Annotated in this window: 17 protein-coding genes; 6 read left to right on the top strand and 11 right to left on the bottom strand. The window is 62.5% G+C overall.

The window, feature by feature from the left end:
- Nucleotides 1-5: 5 nt before the first annotated feature.
- The 5 genes from C4Q26_RS22860 to C4Q26_RS22880 form a co-directional block, all read right to left on the bottom strand.
- Nucleotides 6-953 (bottom strand): lysylphosphatidylglycerol synthase domain-containing protein, encoded by a 948-nt coding sequence (locus tag C4Q26_RS22860; protein WP_023381010.1) that lies wholly within the window; start codon nt 951-953, stop codon nt 6-8.
- Nucleotides 950-2,155 (bottom strand): cardiolipin synthase ClsB, encoded by a 1,206-nt coding sequence (gene clsB / locus C4Q26_RS22865; RefSeq protein WP_023381009.1) that lies wholly within the window; start codon nt 2,153-2,155, stop codon nt 950-952. The genes C4Q26_RS22860 and clsB overlap by 4 nt, the downstream gene beginning before the upstream one ends.
- Nucleotides 2,152-2,925 (bottom strand): endonuclease/exonuclease/phosphatase family protein, encoded by a 774-nt coding sequence (locus tag C4Q26_RS22870; RefSeq protein WP_023381008.1) that lies wholly within the window; start codon nt 2,923-2,925, stop codon nt 2,152-2,154. Before C4Q26_RS22870 ends, clsB begins: the two co-directional genes overlap by 4 nt.
- Nucleotides 2,922-3,839 carry a DUF72 domain-containing protein gene (locus tag C4Q26_RS22875; RefSeq protein WP_104881623.1) on the bottom strand — a complete coding sequence of 306 codons (918 nt, stop codon included), beginning with the start codon at nt 3,837-3,839 and terminating at the stop codon, nt 2,922-2,924. Before C4Q26_RS22875 ends, C4Q26_RS22870 begins: the two co-directional genes overlap by 4 nt.
- A gap of 134 nt (nt 3,840-3,973) precedes the next feature.
- A complete protein-coding gene (locus C4Q26_RS22880; protein WP_023381006.1) occupies nt 3,974-8,086 on the bottom strand; it encodes a CheR family methyltransferase in 4,113 nt (1,370 codons plus the stop codon).
- Nucleotides 8,087-8,273: 187 nt separating this feature from the next.
- Here C4Q26_RS22880 and C4Q26_RS22885 point away from each other — a divergent pair, with 187 nt between their 5' ends.
- Nucleotides 8,274-8,516 carry a hypothetical protein gene (locus C4Q26_RS22885; RefSeq protein WP_023381005.1) on the top strand — a complete coding sequence of 81 codons (243 nt, stop codon included), beginning with the start codon at nt 8,274-8,276 and terminating at the stop codon, nt 8,514-8,516.
- Between the two features lie 63 nt (nt 8,517-8,579).
- On the opposite strand, the gene C4Q26_RS22890 is transcribed toward C4Q26_RS22885, so the two are convergent.
- The gene (locus C4Q26_RS22890) at nt 8,580-8,960 is read right to left on the bottom strand and encodes a hypothetical protein (protein ID WP_023381004.1); all 381 of its coding nucleotides are present in this window, start codon (nt 8,958-8,960) and stop codon (nt 8,580-8,582) included.
- A 110-nt stretch (nt 8,961-9,070) separates the two neighbouring features.
- A complete protein-coding gene (locus tag C4Q26_RS22895) occupies nt 9,071-9,571 on the bottom strand; it encodes a DUF4142 domain-containing protein (RefSeq protein ID WP_023381003.1) in 501 nt (166 codons plus the stop codon).
- A gap of 232 nt (nt 9,572-9,803) precedes the next feature.
- Between C4Q26_RS22895 and C4Q26_RS22900 the strand changes: the two genes are divergently transcribed.
- From C4Q26_RS22900 to C4Q26_RS22915, 4 genes are read left to right on the top strand one after another with little or no spacing between them, the layout of a single operon-like run.
- Nucleotides 9,804-9,989 carry a hypothetical protein gene (locus tag C4Q26_RS22900; RefSeq protein ID WP_104881625.1) on the top strand — a complete coding sequence of 62 codons (186 nt, stop codon included), beginning with the start codon at nt 9,804-9,806 and terminating at the stop codon, nt 9,987-9,989.
- 38 nt (nt 9,990-10,027) lie between these two features.
- The gene (locus C4Q26_RS22905; RefSeq protein ID WP_023381001.1) at nt 10,028-11,338 is read left to right on the top strand and encodes an iron-containing redox enzyme family protein; all 1,311 of its coding nucleotides are present in this window, start codon (nt 10,028-10,030) and stop codon (nt 11,336-11,338) included.
- On the top strand, nt 11,338-12,291 hold the full coding sequence (locus C4Q26_RS22910; protein WP_104881627.1) for a class I SAM-dependent methyltransferase: 954 nt from the start codon (nt 11,338-11,340) through the stop codon (nt 12,289-12,291). The genes C4Q26_RS22905 and C4Q26_RS22910 overlap by 1 nt, the downstream gene beginning before the upstream one ends.
- A gap of 7 nt (nt 12,292-12,298) precedes the next feature.
- Nucleotides 12,299-13,423 (top strand): carboxylate-amine ligase, encoded by a 1,125-nt coding sequence (locus tag C4Q26_RS22915; protein WP_104883587.1) that lies wholly within the window; start codon nt 12,299-12,301, stop codon nt 13,421-13,423.
- A 257-nt stretch (nt 13,424-13,680) separates the two neighbouring features.
- Here the strand turns inward: C4Q26_RS22915 and C4Q26_RS22920 are convergent, their stop codons facing one another.
- From C4Q26_RS22920 to C4Q26_RS22935, 4 genes are all read right to left on the bottom strand, one after another.
- Nucleotides 13,681-14,220, bottom strand: coding sequence for a type 1 glutamine amidotransferase domain-containing protein (locus tag C4Q26_RS22920; RefSeq protein ID WP_023380998.1), 540 nt, complete (start codon nt 14,218-14,220; stop codon nt 13,681-13,683).
- Nucleotides 14,221-14,313: 93 nt separating this feature from the next.
- Nucleotides 14,314-15,555: a DUF4010 domain-containing protein gene (locus tag C4Q26_RS22925; protein ID WP_023380997.1), complete on the bottom strand. Its 1,242-nt coding sequence runs from the start codon at nt 15,553-15,555 to the stop codon at nt 14,314-14,316.
- Complete coding sequence (locus tag C4Q26_RS22930; RefSeq protein ID WP_104881630.1) at nt 15,540-16,361, bottom strand: helix-turn-helix domain-containing protein; 822 nt, start codon at nt 16,359-16,361, stop codon at nt 15,540-15,542. The genes C4Q26_RS22925 and C4Q26_RS22930 overlap by 16 nt, the downstream gene beginning before the upstream one ends.
- A gap of 2 nt (nt 16,362-16,363) precedes the next feature.
- Complete coding sequence (locus C4Q26_RS22935) at nt 16,364-16,612, bottom strand: hypothetical protein (RefSeq protein WP_027906748.1); 249 nt, start codon at nt 16,610-16,612, stop codon at nt 16,364-16,366.
- A gap of 372 nt (nt 16,613-16,984) precedes the next feature.
- Here C4Q26_RS22935 and C4Q26_RS22940 point away from each other — a divergent pair, with 372 nt between their 5' ends.
- Complete coding sequence (locus C4Q26_RS22940) at nt 16,985-17,911, top strand: universal stress protein (RefSeq protein ID WP_104883588.1); 927 nt, start codon at nt 16,985-16,987, stop codon at nt 17,909-17,911.
- Nucleotides 17,912-17,931 lie beyond the last annotated feature (20 nt).

Here is a 17,931-nt window from a genome sequence, read left to right on the forward strand (position 1 = left end):
TTGCCTCAGGCCTGCCCGGCCTGCTGGCGCAGGGTCCTGGCGCGCTTTTCCAGGATCAGGTAGGTGATCACCGCCAGCACCAGCGGTATCAGGTAGTACAACGTCCGATAGCCCAGCAGGGCGGCTACCAGCGTGCCTTGGCCGAGTTGACCGTGCAGCAGGGCAAGGAACACCGCCTCCAATACCCCTAGCCCGGCCGGAATATGCGCCACCACGCCGGCCAGGCAACTGATCAGCAATACACCCAGTACCGAGGGGTAGAACAGCTCAGGTGGCAGCAACAGATGAATCAGCGCCGCCATCAGGGCCCAGTTGCTGGCGCCGAGCACCAGTTGGCACACCGCCAGGCGCAGGCTCGGCAAGGCGATCTCATGCCCTCGCAGGTGCCACGTCCGGCGCTCGGCGAAGGCGCAGGCAAGCAGATAGACCACCGCGATCGCTACCATGAGCACGCCCACCAGGCGCAGGCCGAGGGTACCCAGTGCCCAGCTTTCAGGCAGTTTGACCAGGCTCAAGGCGAACACCGTGCCGGCCAGCAGCATATAGCCCATCCAATTGGTGAGCAGGCCCAGGGTCAGTATGCGCGTGATGGTCGCCGTATCCAGTCCCAATCGACTGTACAGGCGGTAGCGCAGGGCCACACCGCCAACCCAGGTGGTGAAGTTGAGGTTGAACGCATAGCAGACGAACGCCACTGGCAGTACCTGTCGGGCTGGCAAGTGGTGGCCGGTGTAGGCACGGGCCAGCAGGTCGTAGCTGGCGAACACCAGGTAGCTGCACAGTGCCAGTAGCAGGCCAAGGGCCAGGGTCGAGGGCCGGTAGGCCAGCAGTGACTGGCGAACTTCGGACCAGTCCAGGTTGCGCGCCAGGGTGAACAGCAGTACCGGGATCAGCACCACGAACAGCAGCGTCAACAGACGCTTGCCCCAGGTCTTCCAACGTTGCCCGCTCATCCGGTTTTGCCTCCGCGGTAATCCACCGGCGCCGTGAGGTCCACTTGCACGGACTGCAGGCGCTGGCGGTGTGCCGGGAACCAACCGGCGATGCGCGGGAAGTAGCGAGTGATATGGAAGCCGAGGAAAATCAGCGGCGCACGCCACCAGTAGCCGCGTACCATCCGTTCGAGGGTCACGGTCTTGCAATGCTTGCTGGCCAGTTCGCTCAGGTGCTCGTGCAAGCCATGGTTGAACGCACGATCGCGGATCAGCAGGTTGGCTTCGAGATTGAACGACAGGCTCAGCGGGTCAAGGTTGCTGGAACCGACGGTGGACCAGTCGTCATCCACCAAGGCCACCTTGCCATGCAGAGGCCGCTGGCAGTACTCGCGGATGCGCACATTGTCGCGCAACAAGTAGTTGTAGAGCAGGCGCGATAGGCTACGAACCCAGCGCATGTCCGGTTGGCCCTGAAGAATCAGGGTGACGTCAACGCCGCGCCGTGCGGCGTTGCGCAGTTCGCGCAGCAGGCGATAGCCGGGGAAGAAGTAGGCATTGGCAACGATGATGCGGTGCTTGGCCTCGCGAAAGGCCTGCAGGTAGCACACCTCGATATCGTTGCGGTGGTGACGGTTGTCGCGTTCCACCAGCAAGGCACTGGCGGTGCCGGCAGGGGGGCTGGCCGAGGGCAACTGGCTGATGCTTTCGAGCACGGGCGCAAGCAACCGGCAACTGGATGCATGCACCTGCGCCACCACCGGGCCTGCGACCTCCACGGCATAGTCCTGCTTGGCTTGCGGCCCGAAGTCGCCCAGGTGGTCGGCGCTGTAGTTGATGCCGCCGAGGAAGGCGCGCTGACCGTCGATGACCACCACCTTGCGGTGCAGGCGGCGGAACAGGTTGGTGCGCATGCCGGCCAGCTTGGGCTGGGGATCGAACGCATGGAAGCGCACCCCGGCCTCGGTCATGGAGGAAATGAAGTCATCGGGCAGGTCGGCGGTGCCATAGCCGTCCACCGCCACCTCGACCCGCACGCCTCGTCGGGCCGCGTCGATCAGCGCCTGACGCAGGGACTGGCCGACCTTGTCGTCGAAGATGATGAAGGTTTCCAGCAGGATCTCGTGCCGTGCCTGGGCCATGGCCTCGAACACCCGAGGGTAATATTGCTCGCCGTTGATCAGCAGTTCGACGTGGTTGCCGTCGCTCCAAGTGTGTTTCACAGGGTCACCTCCGCTACCAGGGGGGCATGGTCGGAAAGATGCGACCAAGGGTATCGGGACAGCACCCGCGCTTCGCTGGCCTTGGCATTGCGCAGGTAGATGCGATCCAGGCGCAGCAGCGGCAGGCGGGCAGGGAAGCTGCGCGCCGGTTTGCCAAAAGCTTCGGCCAGGTGCCCGGACAGCAGTGCATCGGCCCTCAGTCGCCAGTCATTGAAGTCACCGGCGACGATGACCGGCTCGTCCGCTGGCAGGCTGTCGAGCAACCCCAGGAGCAGGCCGACCTGGCGCTGACGGTGCTCCTCGCGCAAACCCAGGTGCACGCAGATGGCGTGCATTCGCTCATGGCCGGGCACTTCCAGTTGGCAATGCAGCAGGCCGCGCTGCTCGTTGCCGTGGATCGACACGTCGAGATTGTCGTAGGCGCGGATCGGAAACTTCGACAGCAGGGCATTGCCATGGTCGCCATGGGGATAGACCGCATTTCGACCGTAGGCGAACTCAGGCCACATGCTGTCGGCGAGAAATTCGTACTGGGGTTCCTGCGGCCAGGTTGGATGGCGCTCGGCATGCCACTGATGGCTGCCATGCACTTCTTGCAGGAACACGAGGTCGGCACCGGTAGCGCGCACGGCTTCGCGAAGCTCAGGGAGGATGAAGCGGCGGTTGAACAGGGTGAAGCCTTTATGCACGTTCAGGGTGAGCACTGTCAGGCGATGCACCGCGCTCGCCTCGTCGATCACGCAGCTTGCGGTAGGTAGGGTCCGGTTCATGACTGCACCTGCGGTTCGACGCCAGGCTCGGTCACAAGCTCACCGTCCAGGCCGAGTTTACCCAGCAGGCGGCGCGCATCGTACGGGGCATGCACCTTCTGGTCGTTGTCGAAATAGCAGTACACATCGCGAGAGGCGCGTCTGGCCGGTGCGCCCTGCATCACCAGCTCGGCATCATCTGGCTGGCTACCGGCAGCCCAGGCCTCGATACGCAAGCGCCAACGGCGCAGGGCTTTGGCGGTGTAGCCACTGCTGTAGAGTTCGACATCGCCGTGCAGGCGCAGGTAGACGAAGTCGGCGGTGACATCCTCGACGTACGGCCATTTGCCGGCGCTGTCGGCCACTACCAGGGCCACCTTGTGTCGACGCAGCAGGTTGATGAAGGTGTCGCACAGGAAGCTTGGGTGACGGATTTCCACGGCATGACGGAGCCGGGCATTGCCGCCAATGGCGGTACCGCCATTGTCCTTGAGGCGCGCGGCAGCTTGCCCTGCGCATTCGCGGGCAGCCTTGCGATCACGGGGCAACTTGCCGAGGAAGTCGCTGAAACGCTGGGCGTCGAATTTCAGCGTGGCGGGAAACTGCCACAGGAATGGGCCCAGTTTGTCGCCCAGCAACAACGGGCCGGACGCGAAGAAGTTGGCAAGCGCCTCGTCGATGTCGCGCAGCCTGCGCACATGGGTGATGTAGCGCGGCGCCTTGACCGAGAACACGAACCCGTCCGGTGTCTGGTCACGCCAATGGCAATAGCGTTCCGGTGTCTGCAACGCATAGAACGAGCCATTGATCTCGATGCTGTTGACCGCCCGCGAGGCGAACGCCAGTTCATCGTCCTGGCGCAGCCCCTTGGGGTAGAAGTCCTTGCGCCATGGACCATAGCGCCATCCGGAAATACCAATGCGAATCTCGCTCACGCCAGCTCCCCTGCATTCGTGGACTCACCTCTAGCGACCCGTGGTGGGGTGCAAGGGTTCACCACGATTGACGAGCGGGCCGCCGGGACAGCAGGTAGACTCGTGCGGCACAGCGCCAGGCGCCAGCCGCGCGATCAGCGGGTTTGCGCGCCGTTCAGGCGTTCAAGGGTTTCGATCAGGTCCTCGTAACCGACAGGCTTGTTCAAGTGTCGGTCGAAGCCGGACTGTCGCGATTTGTGTTGATCGGCGCTGGCGCCGTAGCCGGTCAGGGCAATGGCCGGAACGTAGCGAAGATGCTCAAGGCCACGCAGTGCTTTGATCAGCGCGTGTCCATCCATGCCGGGCATGCCGATATCGGAAATGATCACGTCATATCGCGCATCCGCCGCTGAGGCCAAGGCCAGGTGTGGATCGCTGTAGGCATCGACTTCGGCATTTTCCATGAGCAGTAACTGCTCCATCACATCCAACACATCGACCGAGTCATCCACCAGTAATATGCGGATACCGGCGAGCCGCCCCTCAGGCACTGCATCGCTAGCCTGTTCCTGGGTTTGCTGAGTGTATTCGCATAACGGCAGGGTGATGGTGAAGGTGCAGCCCTGGCCAAGCCCTGGTGACTGTACGCGCACGTTACCGCCATGGGCCTCGACCAGTTGGCGTACCAGGGAAAGGCCGATGCCGAGGCCTTCGCGGCCATGGCTGGTGGGGGCGGCCTGGCTGAACAGTTCGAAGATGTTTTCCAGCGATTCTTCGGCAAGCCCAATGCCGTGGTCGATCACCTGCAGTTGCGCATGCTCGTCCAACTGCGTGAGCACCAGCAGGATCTCGCCATCGGCGGGGCTGAATTTCAGCGCGTTGTTCAGCAGGTTCCAGATAATCTGTTCCAGGCGCGTACTGTCTGCCATGACATACACCGGCGCGCCATTGGCTGGCAGCGTCAGGCGCACGCTACAACCGCGTTGTTCGCTGCAGGCCACCGAGTGGATACCCTGCAGCACAGCGCACAGGTCGACCGGCCGGGTCTGGAGCTTGAGCTTGCCCGTACGTATGCGTGCGACATCGAGCAGGTCGTCGATGATACGCGCCTGGCTGGCGACCGCTTCGCAGATCACGCTGACGGCCTTGTTCGCCGCGCTGGTACTCTTGACCGGAGGCAGACGTCGCAGGATATCGGCATTGAGCTGGATGAGGTTCAACGGATGCTTGAGCTCATGGGACATGACCGCGAAGAACTCATCCTTCATGTGGCTGGTGACCTGCGACTCGGCCAGTCGCTTGCTTTGCTCGTCGTGAAGCCGCTTGTGCCCTGTCAGGTCGCGGGCGATCTTGACGTAGCCGCGCAGGCTGTTGCCCTTCAGGCGCGACACTTCGCCGCTGCAATAGAAGCGACTGCCGCCCTTGCGCACATGCCAGCGCTCGTCCTGGCCGCGACCCTGCAGGCGAGCGGTGCGAAGTTCACGCTCCGGCACCCCGTTCTCGCGGTCTTTCTCGGTGAAGAGCAGCGAAAAGTGCTGGCCCAGCACTTCGTCCTTGGCGTAACCGAATATCAGCGCAGCGCCGGTGTTCCAGTCGATGATCAAGCCTTGTTCGTCGAGCAGGATGATGGCGAAGTCGTGGGTGCTCTCCGCGACCAGGCGCATGCGCTCTTCCCCTCGTCGCAAACGCTCTTCGGCAGCGCGACTCTTGGTGATGTCGATGAACGTCAGCACGGTGCCATCGACGTTCTGTTCATTGGCCCGATAGGGCAACAGGCGGGCCAGGTACCAATGCTGGTCATTGCCGATCACCTCGCGCTCTAGCGTGGTCTCGCGCTCGATCACCGCGCGCGCGTCGTCCGCCAGCCCTGGGTAGTCCAGGCGGTGGGTGATGTCGAGCAGCGAGCGGCCGGTATCGACCGGCAGCATGCTGAAGATATCGGTGGCCCGGGGGGTGAACCAGCGGATGCGCAGGCTGCGGTCGACGAACACTGTCGCGATCTGGGTGGAGGCGATCAGGTTGCTCAGGTAATCGTTGATCTTGTCGGTTTCATCGACCTTGGACTTGAGCTCGTAGTTGACCGTCAGTAACTCTTCGTTGATCGACTGCAGTTCTTCCTTGCTGGTTTCCAGCTCTTCGCTGGCAAGGCGCAGTTCTTCGTTGATCGCCTGCATTTCCTCGTTCGAAGCGGTCAGCTCCTGGCTGGAGATCTCTGACTGCTCGATGGTTTCCTGCAACTGTTGGCGGGTTCGCTGAAGTTCGCGCTCCAGGGTGTTCAACACCATGCCGTCGGTCTGCTCGGCAATGGCCGGGCCGTGCGCGTCGGCTTCGCTCACCTGGAAGACGACCAGCAGGCATTCGCTGCCGCTGGGCTCGTCCTGGTGTGGCTGGACCTGCATCTTTACTTCGATACGCTGCTCATCGACAGCGACGATGACCGGGCCTGAGGTGACCAGTTGGCCGGTGTTCTGGGCTTGTAGCACGGTACTGCGCAAGGTCGGTCGAAGCGGCACCAGCACCAGGTTCAGCAGGTTGTGACTGAGTTCTCCCCCTGGGTGGCGCAGAAAGCGGCCGACCCCTTCGCTCATGTGCAAGATGTTGCCGTCGGCGTCGATGATCAGGCTTGGTGGCGTGCGCCTGGCCAGTGCGCGGTGATGGATCTCGGCATAGGACAGCTTGCGAACGGGCCTGGTCTTGACCCGCGCCACCTGCGACTCGGGCGCCTGCAGGCGGGCGGTGCGACGCGCAGGCTCCACCTCCCTGGCCTTGAAGATACGATGGCGTTTGTCCACCGGAATGAACAGATCGGCAGCCGCATCCGCCGACTCCGATGAACCCAGAAACAGGTAGCCCCCTTTGCGCAAGGCGAAGTGAAAGATTCGCAGGATTTCGTGTTGCACTTCTCGGTCAAGGTAGATGAGCAGGTTACGGCACACGACCAGGTCGAGTTGGGAGAAGGGTGGGTCGGACAGCAGGTTATGGCGGGCGAACAAGACCTTTTCGCGGATGTCCTTGCGCACCCGGTAGTGCTGGTCTTCCTTGATGAAGAACTGGCGTAACCGCGCGGTAGGCACATCGGTGGCGATGGCATCAGGATAAACACCCAGGCGGCCGACATTGATAGCGCGTTCGTCAAGGTCGGTGGCGAACACCTGAATCCTGGCGCTACGTTGCTCCCGCGCCAGTTGTTCGGTGGCCAGCATCGCCAGACTGTAGGCTTCCTCGCCGGAAGAGCAGCCTGCCGACCAGATGCGCACTTCGCGCTGCGGATCTTCGCCGCTCTGGTCATGGCTAAGGCCGGGCATCACATGCTGTTGCAGCGCCTCGAAGGCGTCACGGTCGCGGAAGAAATTGGTCACCCCGATCAGCATGTCGGCGAGCAAGGCACGGCTCTCCTCGGGGTGTTGCTCCAGGTAGTCGCGATAGCCGGCCAGGTCGGTCTGCGCGGTGACATGCAGGCGCCGTTCAAGCCGACGCAAAACCGTTGCGCGCTTGTAGTGCTGGAAGTCATGCCCGGTGGTGGCGTGCAGACGGGCCAGGATGTCGTCCAGGAGCGGATCGCTTTGCTGTGGGTCGCCTGAGCGCTCGCCCAGGGCAGGGGGCAGGCTGTCGTCGTCTATTTCAGGCAGTTTGACCTCGCGTGCCGTGCGCCACAGTTCCACCAGCTTCCCAGGGATCTGGGCCACTGGAAGCACCAGGTCGACCATGCCGGTGTCGATCGCCGCCTTGGGCATGTCGGCGTACAGCGCATCGTCGGGTGCCTGCACCAGGGTCACACCGCCTTGCTCCTTGATTCGCGACAAACCCACTGCGCCATCGCTGCCGCTACCGGAAAGAATCACGCAAAAAGCATGATCCTTGTGCACATCGGCCAGGTCCCTGAAGAACAGGTCGATGGCGACATGATCGCCGCGACTGCGCCTGGCTGGGCTGACGCGCAGGTAGCCGTCGTTGGTGGACAACCGGTTGGCCGGAGAAATCACGTAGACATGGTTGCGCTCGATCGGCACCGGCTCGCTCACCTGACAGACGGGCATGCGGGTGACCCGCTGGATCAAGCGGTCGGCCTGGCTCTGATGGTCCGGCGACAGGTGCAATACGACGACGAACGCGACGCCGCAGTCGGCCGGCATGTGCTGGAAGAACGTCTGGATCGCCTCCAACCCGCCAGCCGATGCGCCGATGCCTACGACCGGGAAATCCAGATGGCTGGGGCTGAGCGCCGGGTTGTGCGGTGCTGCGAGTGTAGTCTTGCTGGACGACTTCATGGGCACGAACCTTGTGCGGACCGGGTAGGGTCCCTGTATGAATCATGGGCATTGGCAGCGATTATAGGCTTCACATCATCTGAGCGACGAGGGTTTGGCGACGTCGCGATGACGATCCTCGCCCGATCCGGGTGAACGTCGCCCGGCGGATGGACTCTCACTGCAATGAGCACCGAGGAGTCTTGCCATGAGCATCGAACGCAGCATCCCAGAGCTTGAAGCCTGGTACGCCCAGTACGACGACACCAGCTACCGCACCGAGTCGCCGGATGCCTACCACCACGCTTTGGTCCGCACCGCCGAGGCCTTGCGTGACGATGGCGCCATCGACTGGGACGATTGGCTGGCACTCAAGGCGCTGGCCGATGAAGCCCACGTGCGGGCGCTTGAAGATGCCGTGCAGGCCCATGTGAGCGATCCGGATGCATGACCGCTCAAGGAGGTGGCCAGCATCCGTCAAACCCAAGCAGGCCGCCGACGTGCGTCGAGCATCTCAACCATGCTTGCCTAACGCCTCGACCAGTTCTGCCTTGCTCATGGTCGAGCGGCCTTTGATGTTCTTGCTCCGCGCTTCCTTGAGAAGGCTCTGCTTGGTTTGCGTGTTCAGCGACGTACTCGATGTACGTGAGTGCCCCTGACGTGTTTGCGCCGCCCGCTTGGCCGAATCCGAACGGGCGGTGGACTGGGCCTTCGACGAGGCGGCTTTGCCCGAGCCGCCTGGCTTTTCGCCGCCGCCCGATTGCTTGTTGACCGTTGCCCAGGCGCGCGCCTCGGCTTCGTCCTTGGACAGGCCTTTATGCTCGTAGCGCTCTTCAATGTGTTCAGCCTTGCGCTTTTGGGTGTCGGTGTATTTGTCTTTGTCTCCACGTGGCATGCTGTTCTCTCCGCGTTCGAGTGATACAAGGTCGCAGAACCGTTGATCAATGGGGCAGTATGGCTGCCCCATTGGCGTCGGGCCTACCGTCGCCTGGCCTGTCGGCTGGGTTATTTGCCGTGAGTCGTCTGCAAAGCTTTGGCCTGCTCGAGGTGATGTTCCAGCGTCGGCAGTTTTTCGCTGGCGAAGGCCTTCAGCTCTGGTTTGTCGGAGGATGTCGACTCCTTCTTGAACAGCTCCACGGCTTTTTCGTGCGCATCGACCTGGTTGTTGACATAGGAACGGTCGAAGGACGCTTCGCGCCATTCGAGGATCATTTTTTTGACCTTGTCGGTCAGCGCCGCTTCGTCGGGCACGCTGATGTCAAGCTTGCGGGCGATTTCGCCCAGCTGCTGGTTGGCCTTGGTATGGTCGGTGACCATCTGCTGGGCATATTTCTTGATGTCGGCGTTCTGGCTTTTTTCCTGGGCAAGGTTACTGGTGACCACCTCGGCGATGCCTGCCTCGATCGCCGCGTCGACGAAATCGTCCGAAGAGGCCGCCTGGACCTGCAGCGAAGCAAGGCTCATCAACAACGTGACGCCTGCGAGTTTCAAGAAGGGTTGGCTCATGTCTGACTCCTTCGTTCAGTTGGCGCGACCTCGATGTCGCATTCGGTTGAGCCAGGCGAGGGCGGGAAGGTTTAGTTTTTCTTCAATCATCGTGATGGCTACCCGCGCCTCCCGATGCACCCCGCCCCGGTATTTAGCGCCGTTCATCCACTGCAGGGTAAAAAAAACGAATCCAGCCGCGTCGAGCGCACTCGTTCGTTATGAACCCTCGCAACTACAACCGGAGCCCGACATGAAATACACCCTGCTCCCCACGGTGCTGCTCGGCGCCAGCCTGACGCTGCTCGGCGGCTGTTTCGACCGTGATTCAGATCATCCCGCCAAGGATGCGGACCCCAGCAAGCCGTCCTTGCAGATGGAGCAACCCGATACACCCACCACTCATCCGAGCCCCGAGACCAAGCCCCAGAATCCCTGAGCGAGGTGCGGCCCATGAGGTTGATACCGTTAGAAATCATGCAGCAGTCAGTCCGGGTTGTGCCGGACGATCCGCAGCGGCAGTACTCGGCAATGCTGCAGTCGGGTGGCTACGACGCGCGGGAGTGGTTGGCCGGTCAACTTCAGCGGACGATATCGATGACCGATGATTTGCCGGACGATCCCGCGGATTTGGCGCAGTGGTCGGTCGATCATGCCGCCCGGGTCGCCGCAGAGCATGCGCGTTACCTGGCGCAGCGGCGTGAGGGCGCACCACGGCGGTTCTTCGCCAACCGGGCACAGGCCCTGTGGTTCCTGCAACAGGTCGCCCCGACCAAAGAGGTGGATGGCGCTTGGCTGCACGGAACGCTCAAGCACTGGCAAGATCCACGGTTCCATGGGCTGATCCGTACCTTCCTAGAAGAACTGGGCGATGGTGACCCCCGCTGCAACCATGTGTTGATCTACCAGCGATTGCTGAGCCGCCTGGGTTGTGACCAAGGGCTGCCTTTGGACCCGTCGCGGTACCTGCAAGGCGCGGTGCAGTTGGCCTTGGGGCGCAACGTCGAGCAGTATTTGCCGGAGGTCATTGGCTACAACCTGGGGTATGAACAGCCGCCTTTGCACTTGCTGATCACCACCCACGAGTTGGCCGAACTGGGCATCGATGCTCATTACTTTCAGCTGCACGTCACGATCGACAATGCCGCCAGCGGTCATGCTCGTCGCGCATTGCAAAGCCTGTTCCTGCTGATGCCGGGGCCGTCGGAAAAAGCCTGCTACGAGCGAGTGCGCAGGGGCTATCGTCTCAACGATCTTGGGCTCGACACGGCCTCGCTGATTGCGTCCTTCGACCTGGAAACGGAGTTGTTGGCCGCCTTGCAACGCAAGCGGGTATACGGCCAGTTCATGCACAGTGACCGTTGCCGCCTGCAAGGTCGGACCATCAACCAATGGCTGGCCGATGCCAGCGCGTTACCCGGCTTCCTGCGCGCCCTTGAAACGCAACAGTGGGTGCAACGAGGCGAGGCGCCTTCGAATAGCCGGTTCTGGGCCTTGATCGACGGACCGCATGCCGCGATGTTTGGGGTTTTCACCGCTTACGAAAAGCAGCTCTGGCATGACTGGATTGCCGGTGACAGGGCCGGCGTGCCGTATCGGCGCGTCGCACCGGGGCACTGGGAGCAGGGTTTGGCCTTGGAAGAGGGCGGGCCGGCCACGCAAGGGCTGCCTCGTGTCGAGTGCATGATCGAACGGATGTCCGGTAACCATCACGCCGAGCCCGATGGACTGCGCGCCACCCGCGATTTCATCCTTGCCACCGGCTTGACCCACGCAGGAGAGTGCTGATGTTGCTTGACCAGAACCAAGCTTATGCCGACCAGGCACTGTTGCACCTGGGTCGGCGCCTCAGCGCCGACGGTTATCGTTTCACCTGCGTGACCCCAGCTACCCATGCTCGCGTCAACGACCGGACCGCCGCCCAGCAGGCCCACGACCTGCGGGATGTGTTCGGCTGGAGCCGGCCGTTCCCGGCCTCGCTGATCAGTAGTGACGAGTTGGCCCAGTTGAAAACCGCTGGTGTGGTGCAGGCGCAGGGTGAGCTATTGCGCAGCGCGGTGCGTTGGTCGAGCCTCGACAACCTGTTGCTGGTCCATTCCGCGTGGCCGACCGACAGCCACGACGCGGTGTTCTTCGGTCCCGATAGCTACCGATTCGCCCAGGTGATACAGGACTTTCTGCAGCACAGTCCCCGGCGCGTGGAACATGCGGTCGACCTTGGCTGTGGCACCGGCATCGGCGCGCTGATCATCGCCCGTGCAGCCCCCCATGCGCAGGTTTGCGCGGTGGACATCAACCCTTTGGCGTTGCGTTATACCGCCATCAATGCTGCACTGGCGGGGGTGGCCAACGTGTCGGTCGAGCCCAGTGACCTGCTCGATGGCATCGGCGCGAACTTCGACCTGATCGTTGCCAATCCGCCTTACATGCTCGACGCCCAGCAGCGCGCCTATCGCCATGGTGGCGGTGCGCTCGGAGCCGAGCTTTCCCTGCGCATCATCGAACAGGCGCGCGAACGCCTGGTCATGGGTGGCACGTTGTTGCTGTACACCGGGGTCGCGATCGTCGACGGTCGCGATGCCTTGCTGGACGCTGTGCGCCTACGCCTGGCCGGGCCTGCCTTCAGTTGGCATTACCGTGAGCTGGACCCGGATGTATTCGGTGAGCAACTGCTCGAACCAGGCTACGCGCATGTCGAACGCATCGCCGCAGTAGCACTGACCCTGACTCGCATCGCCTGAGTGCACGATGGTCAGGGCGCAAGGGTTCGGCATCGAAGAGGAATACTTGCTGGTCGACGTTACCCGTGGCGACGTCCTAGCCAGGCCGTCGCACGCAGTGGCGCGCCGTTGCCGTGAAGTGGTGGGCGAGCATTTCGCCGAGGAAATGTTCTACAGCCAGATCGAGGTCGCTTCACCGGTGTTGGCCAACCTGCATGAAGCGCGCAGCTATTTCACCGAATGTCGACACAATCTGTGCAGCGCGCTGGCGCAGGAGGGGGTGGCCCTTTATGGCGCTGCCAGCCATCCCACCGCGCGGTGGCAACGCCAGCATGCCCGGGACCAGAATCACTACCGCCAGGTATTCGACGACTATCAAATGGTCGCCCGCCGTAGCCTGCTCTCGGGGCTGCATGTGCACGTGGGGGTGGCGCCGGAGATCGACCGCATGCAGCTGATCAACCAGATGCTCTGCTGGTTGCCGCTGTTGCTCGTCCTGACCACCTCTTCGCCGTTCTGGTGCAGCCAAGTGACCGGTTACCAAAGTTACCGACGCGTGGTCTGCGGGGAGTGGCCGCACATGGACATGCCAGAGCCGCTGGCTGACTGGAATGCCTACCTGCGCTACAGAACACTGCTCCAAGGTATAGGCGGGCTTGCCGAAGACGGCGACTTCTGGTGGGCGATCCGCCCGTCGCGGCGATTTCCGACAATCGAGTTGCGCATCTGTGATGCGTGCCCACGCTTGGAAGACGGCCTGGCCATCGCCGGGCTGTTCCGTCACCTGGTAGAGCAGACGCTGCGGGTTCGTCAGCATTGGCAGCCGCTCGGCCCCGAGCAACGTTGGATCATCCAGGAGAACTACTGGAGGGCGCTCCGCCATGGCGGCAATGGCATGTTCATAGGCGCGCACGACAGGCAACCGGTGACCGCCCATGGCTGGCTGGCACAGCTGCAGGGCCTGGTACCCGCCGACACCCAGGATGCCGAGCACGCATTCGGCCACGCTGCGCGTATCCTCCAGGACGGCAGTAGCGCCCAACGCCAACTGGCCGCCTTCGAGCGCGCCCTCGCCCAGGGGAGAGACCGGCGCCAGGCCTTCCGGGCGGTGGTCGACCAAGTGGTGGGCGAGATGACGCCGGCCACAGGTTGACGCCGGCGAACCCGTCACTCAACCATCGGATTGCTCTTCTGGCGGGACTTGGTCCTCTGGCCAGTCCGGCGCCTCGGTTTCGGAGTCTGGTGCAGGCATCGGTTCACCTGGGTTGTGGGGGACGTCATCGACATATGGGTCTGGGGCATTGGGATCGTGCATGACGAGGTACCTCCAGTAGCGGATGGGTACCTCTTTAGGTCATGGGGCCGCGCGCGACGTTCAATTCACTTGCAGCGGCGGTGTCAACGCGCAGCTCAAACGGCCAGGGCGCGGACCAACTGGTCGTTGAACGCGGGAATGTCATCGGGCTGACGGCTACTGATCAGGTTGCCATCCACCACCACCTCTTCGTCCACCCAGGTGCCGCCTGCGTTGCGAATGTCATCCTGCAGTGTCTTGTAGCTGGTCATCCGCTTGCCCTTGGCCAAACCGCTCGACACCAACAGCCAGGCGCCATGACAGATCACTGCCAACGGCTTGTTGGCCGATTGATGGCTTTTGACCAGTTTCTGCGCGCCGGGAATCAGCCGAATGGTATCGGAGTTCTGCACGCCGCCGGGCAGCACCAGCGCATCGTACAGATCCAGATGCGCATTCTCGAAGGTGGCATCGACGGCGAATTCGTCAGCGGGCTTGTCGTGGTTCCAGCCCCGCACAGTGCCTTCCTTGTCGCTCAGGATATCGACCACGGCGCCATTGTTTTGCAATGCTTCGCGGGGGCCGGTCAGCTCGACTTGTTCGAATCCATCGGTGACCAGAAAGGCCACGCGCTTGCCATTGAGTGGTGCACTCATCGTCGTAATCTCCGTTTTTCGATAGACCTGGAACAGGAGGCCTGTCCGACGGGTGCAAAGTTCCTGCGCAATGCCCGAGTGGCGTTCGACAAGTCAGGTCACTAAAAGCCCCAGCCACATCGCGCCAAGAATGATCAACTGTGCCGGGGCGAGGTAACGTGCGAATGCGAAGCCGCCATTGCTGAACGCCAGTACGCATTTGGTCAGGCTATTGCCCGTCACTGCCATCATCCCTGGTACCACGACATCGGCTGTCCCCAGCTGTCCTGCCACAACCAGCGAGGCTACCGATGCGGTGGCTGCGTGGGCATCGCCCATCCCGCCGAGGAAGGCCGCGATACTGACGCCGCTGTGGCCCAGGTGGTGAAGCAGGAATGCCGAGAACAAGGCGATTCCGGCCAGCGCCAGGGTGATGATCAAGGCTGTCCAGAGGTTGAAGGCGCCATCGCCCTGAGGTGCCGGGCACGCGCCTTGGTCGTTGCGCCAAGGTGCCAGTAACAAGGTTCCGTAAACCACCGTAACCCCTACACCGAGCCCGATCGAGGCCATGAAAGGTTTCAACAGGCGGCGGTCGACGATGCCCAGTACCAAGGCGAATTGCGCGATGCTGGCGAGGTTGGACAACACGGCCGCGGCGGCCAGGGATTTCACGGCAGCGACGCGTTGACGGGCTTGATGGGCAAGCAGCGCAATCGTCGCCGTGCCCGAGGCGAAGCCGGATGCGATGGCGCTCAGGGGCAAGCCGTAGCGTGGGCCGACCAGACGCAAGGCAATGTGCCCCAGCGCACCGACGGTCATCAGCAGCACGACCAGCGTACAGAGGGTGCGAGGGTTGAGTGCGCCATACGGCCCCATGAACCTGTCCGGTGTCGACGGCAGCACCACCAGCGCCATCGTCAACAGCATCAAGCCATCGCGCAGCTCTTGCTCGTTCAGTTGCTGGAGCACGAAATGATGCAGCTCGCGGCGCAGTGCCAGGAGCAGGGTCAGTACCACGCCGACAGCGGTGGCCAGTTCTGGTTCCTCGAGGCTCAGTGCTCCGAGGGTCAGCACCAGCAGCAGGGCGATTTCGCTGGTGACTTCGGGGTCTCTGTCGGCATGTTTGTGGTAATGCATGCACAACATCAGTACCAGGCCAAGGCTGGCGAACCCGACCAGCATGGGCCCGGCCAGCAACATGCTGACGTAGCCCAACAGGGCGGTGATGGCGAAGGTCCGGAGGCCGGCGGCGGCATGGTCTTCATTGCGGCCTTTCTTGCGCTCGCGCTCAAGCCCCACCAGCATGCCGATGCCCAATGCCACGGCGCCGTGGCTGATATTCACCGCGTCGAGCATGGCGCCTTCGGGTTGTCCTTGGGCGCGACGTCCGCGCCGCCTTGCTCAAGGGCTATCAAGGCTGGCAGATTGAGTATCTCGACAAGCCTGCCACGCATGCTGACGATACCCAGCGCACGCAAGCGGGCGACCGAACGACAGACGGTCTCAAGCCGCAGTCCCAGGTACGAGGCCATGTCTTCCCGGGACATGCGCAGCATGAAACCGTGGGCAGAATAGCCCCGGCTGACGAAGCGCCGTGACAACCCCACCAGGAAGCTGGCCAGGCGCTGCTCGGCGGTGAGGTTGCACAGCATCAACACCCGTTCATGCTCGCGCACGATTTCCCGACTCATCAAACGGTTCAGGCTTTGCTGCAGGACGGGAAAGTCGTGTGCCAGGGCCTGCAGCCGGCGGTAGGGGACAGGGCACACCTCGCTGTCTTCCAGGGCAATGGCATCGCATACGTGGTGTTCGGTGGCGATGGCGTCGAGGCCAAGCACATCGCCCGGCATCCAGAAATTGATCACCACGCCCTGGCCTTCGGCACTGTTCAGGCTGGTCTTGAAGCTGCCGCAGCGCACGGCATAGAGCGTTGTCAGCGGGTCATTGGCGTTGAACAGCGCGGCGCCTTTGCGAACACGCAGGCGTGGGCCGATCAGGGCGCCCAGGCAACTGTTGTCTTGCACCGGAAGACCGGTGGGCAGGCACAACCCGCTGACACGGCACTCGGTGCACAGGGTCGTGAGCGGTTTCAGGTGGATCGGCGTCGCGGGACTCGACGCTGGCGGTTGGTCGAGCAAGGTCACGTTCAGTAGGCCAGTCATTTTCAGGCCTCCTTCGCGCATCGGAGATCTGCCTGAGTGGCCATCCGAGCATTGGCTTTACCCGTGCTGCCCATGCCGGGGCGTGGTGACCAGTCGGCAAGCATGTCGCGTGAATGGGGTGCATTGAGACGGGCGTTAAGCCGATCGACGAAGGCTTGCGCTTCGTCGGGCGTCGTGAAGCTCACCCGGCAGTCGTCCATGCGGACCCACCAGCGGTTCTGTTCAGGGCTTGTTTCGACGTAGATGTTCATGGAAGCCTCCAGAAGCATGCATGAGCAAACCAACTGCAAATCCATGCGAAACGAAGGCATCCCTGCCAGCAACAGGGGTGGTTCAGGGCGTATTGGCCATTTTCGTCACGCCATTGGGCGGGTTGGCGAATGATTCATGGCCGACTTCGCAGGTTGTCATGAGCGTCATGGCACGCCTCCAGGGAGTTCGATGATTGTTGTTGGTATAGAGTCAGGTTGCGCCGTAAACGCCAGGAAGCTTTGATCCGCATCAAATTCTCGCGCAGCTGGCATCGCCGTTTGTCCGTCCAGTGGTTCAGTTGATAAACGTCAAGTCCGCATAGGGCGGTTCAGGGATGATCCAGGGACACTTCCCAAACGCTGAGGTGCGCCATGGACAACCCGCAAAGACTTCTGCTGATCGCTTCGCCTCTGATGCGGCGCACCCCGGTCTACGACCGTGCGGCGGCGCTGGCCAAGGCCAAGGGCATGGCCCTGCATATCGTGGCGTTTGACTACCTCGAAGGCCTTGTCACCGCGGGCTTGGTCAACGACCAGGCCCTGGCGGTGATGCGCGAAGGCTATGTACAGCAACACCGTGAATGGTTGGAAACCCAAGCGCTGTCGATGCGCCGCAATGGGGTGACGGTCACCACCGAAGTGGTATGGGTCCAGCATCCGCTGGACGAGATACTCGTGCACCTGCGCGAGCAGCCTTTCGCCATGCTGATCAAGGCCTTCGAGCATGAACCCTGGTGGGCACGGGCAATGTTCACCTCGCTCGACATTCAGTTGCTGCGGGAAACCCGCATTCCCCTGCACCTGGTTCACCAGGCCAGCCATGCGCTGCCGCGCAAGATTCTGGCGGCCGTGGACCTGTCGCGCCCGGAAGACCAGTTCGAGGGCTTCAACGACCAGATCATCAGCGAGGCGCTGAAGCTGGCATTACAGTGCAATGCCCAGATCGAGTTGCTATATGCCTACGACATGGGGTCGATGTACCTGGACGCCGGCGGCAGCCGCGAGCATTCATTCCTGTTCGACTCCAACCTGGCCCAGACACTGCACGAGGCGCAAAGCGATGCCTTCCAGGCACTTGCCGAGCGCAATGGAATCGCCGCCGAACACCGCCACCTGCGCTTGGGAGACCCGGCCAAGGTGCTGGCGCTGTTCATGGAGAACAACGATATCGACGTACTGGTCATGGGCAGCTACCACCATCACGGCATCGGCTGGTTCATCGGCAGCACTGCCGAGCGGGTGCTGAATCGCTTGTCCAGCAGCGTGCTGGTGATTTCACCGGAGCATTCCCAAGGCTGAGAGACAAGGCCCCAAAGGGC

Source organism: Pseudomonas sp. SWI44, from assembly GCF_002947915.1.
GTDB lineage: Bacteria > Pseudomonadota > Gammaproteobacteria > Pseudomonadales > Pseudomonadaceae > Aquipseudomonas > Aquipseudomonas taiwanensis.

Coding starts and splice junctions, on each gene's coding strand:
- C4Q26_RS22860 (WP_023381010.1), bottom strand. CDS start 953: ATGAGCGGGCAACGTTGGAAGACCTGGGGCAAGCGTCTGTTGACGCTG.
- C4Q26_RS22870 (WP_023381008.1), bottom strand. CDS start 2,925: ATGAACCGGACCCTACCTACCGCAAGCTGCGTGATCGACGAGGCGAGC.
- C4Q26_RS22880 (WP_023381006.1), bottom strand. CDS start 8,086: ATGAAGTCGTCCAGCAAGACTACACTCGCAGCACCGCACAACCCGGCG.
- C4Q26_RS22885 (WP_023381005.1), top strand. CDS start 8,274: ATGAGCATCGAACGCAGCATCCCAGAGCTTGAAGCCTGGTACGCCCAG.
- C4Q26_RS22890 (WP_023381004.1), bottom strand. CDS start 8,960: ATGCCACGTGGAGACAAAGACAAATACACCGACACCCAAAAGCGCAAG.
- C4Q26_RS22895 (WP_023381003.1), bottom strand. CDS start 9,571: ATGAGCCAACCCTTCTTGAAACTCGCAGGCGTCACGTTGTTGATGAGC.
- C4Q26_RS22900 (WP_104881625.1), top strand. CDS start 9,804: ATGAAATACACCCTGCTCCCCACGGTGCTGCTCGGCGCCAGCCTGACG.
- C4Q26_RS22905 (WP_023381001.1), top strand. CDS start 10,028: ATGCAGCAGTCAGTCCGGGTTGTGCCGGACGATCCGCAGCGGCAGTAC.
- C4Q26_RS22910 (WP_104881627.1), top strand. CDS start 11,338: ATGTTGCTTGACCAGAACCAAGCTTATGCCGACCAGGCACTGTTGCAC.
- C4Q26_RS22915 (WP_104883587.1), top strand. CDS start 12,299: ATGGTCAGGGCGCAAGGGTTCGGCATCGAAGAGGAATACTTGCTGGTC.
- C4Q26_RS22920 (WP_023380998.1), bottom strand. CDS start 14,220: ATGAGTGCACCACTCAATGGCAAGCGCGTGGCCTTTCTGGTCACCGAT.
- C4Q26_RS22925 (WP_023380997.1), bottom strand. CDS start 15,555: ATGCTCGACGCGGTGAATATCAGCCACGGCGCCGTGGCATTGGGCATC.
- C4Q26_RS22930 (WP_104881630.1), bottom strand. CDS start 16,361: ATGACTGGCCTACTGAACGTGACCTTGCTCGACCAACCGCCAGCGTCG.
- C4Q26_RS22935 (WP_027906748.1), bottom strand. CDS start 16,612: ATGAACATCTACGTCGAAACAAGCCCTGAACAGAACCGCTGGTGGGTC.
- C4Q26_RS22940 (WP_104883588.1), top strand. CDS start 16,985: ATGGACAACCCGCAAAGACTTCTGCTGATCGCTTCGCCTCTGATGCGG.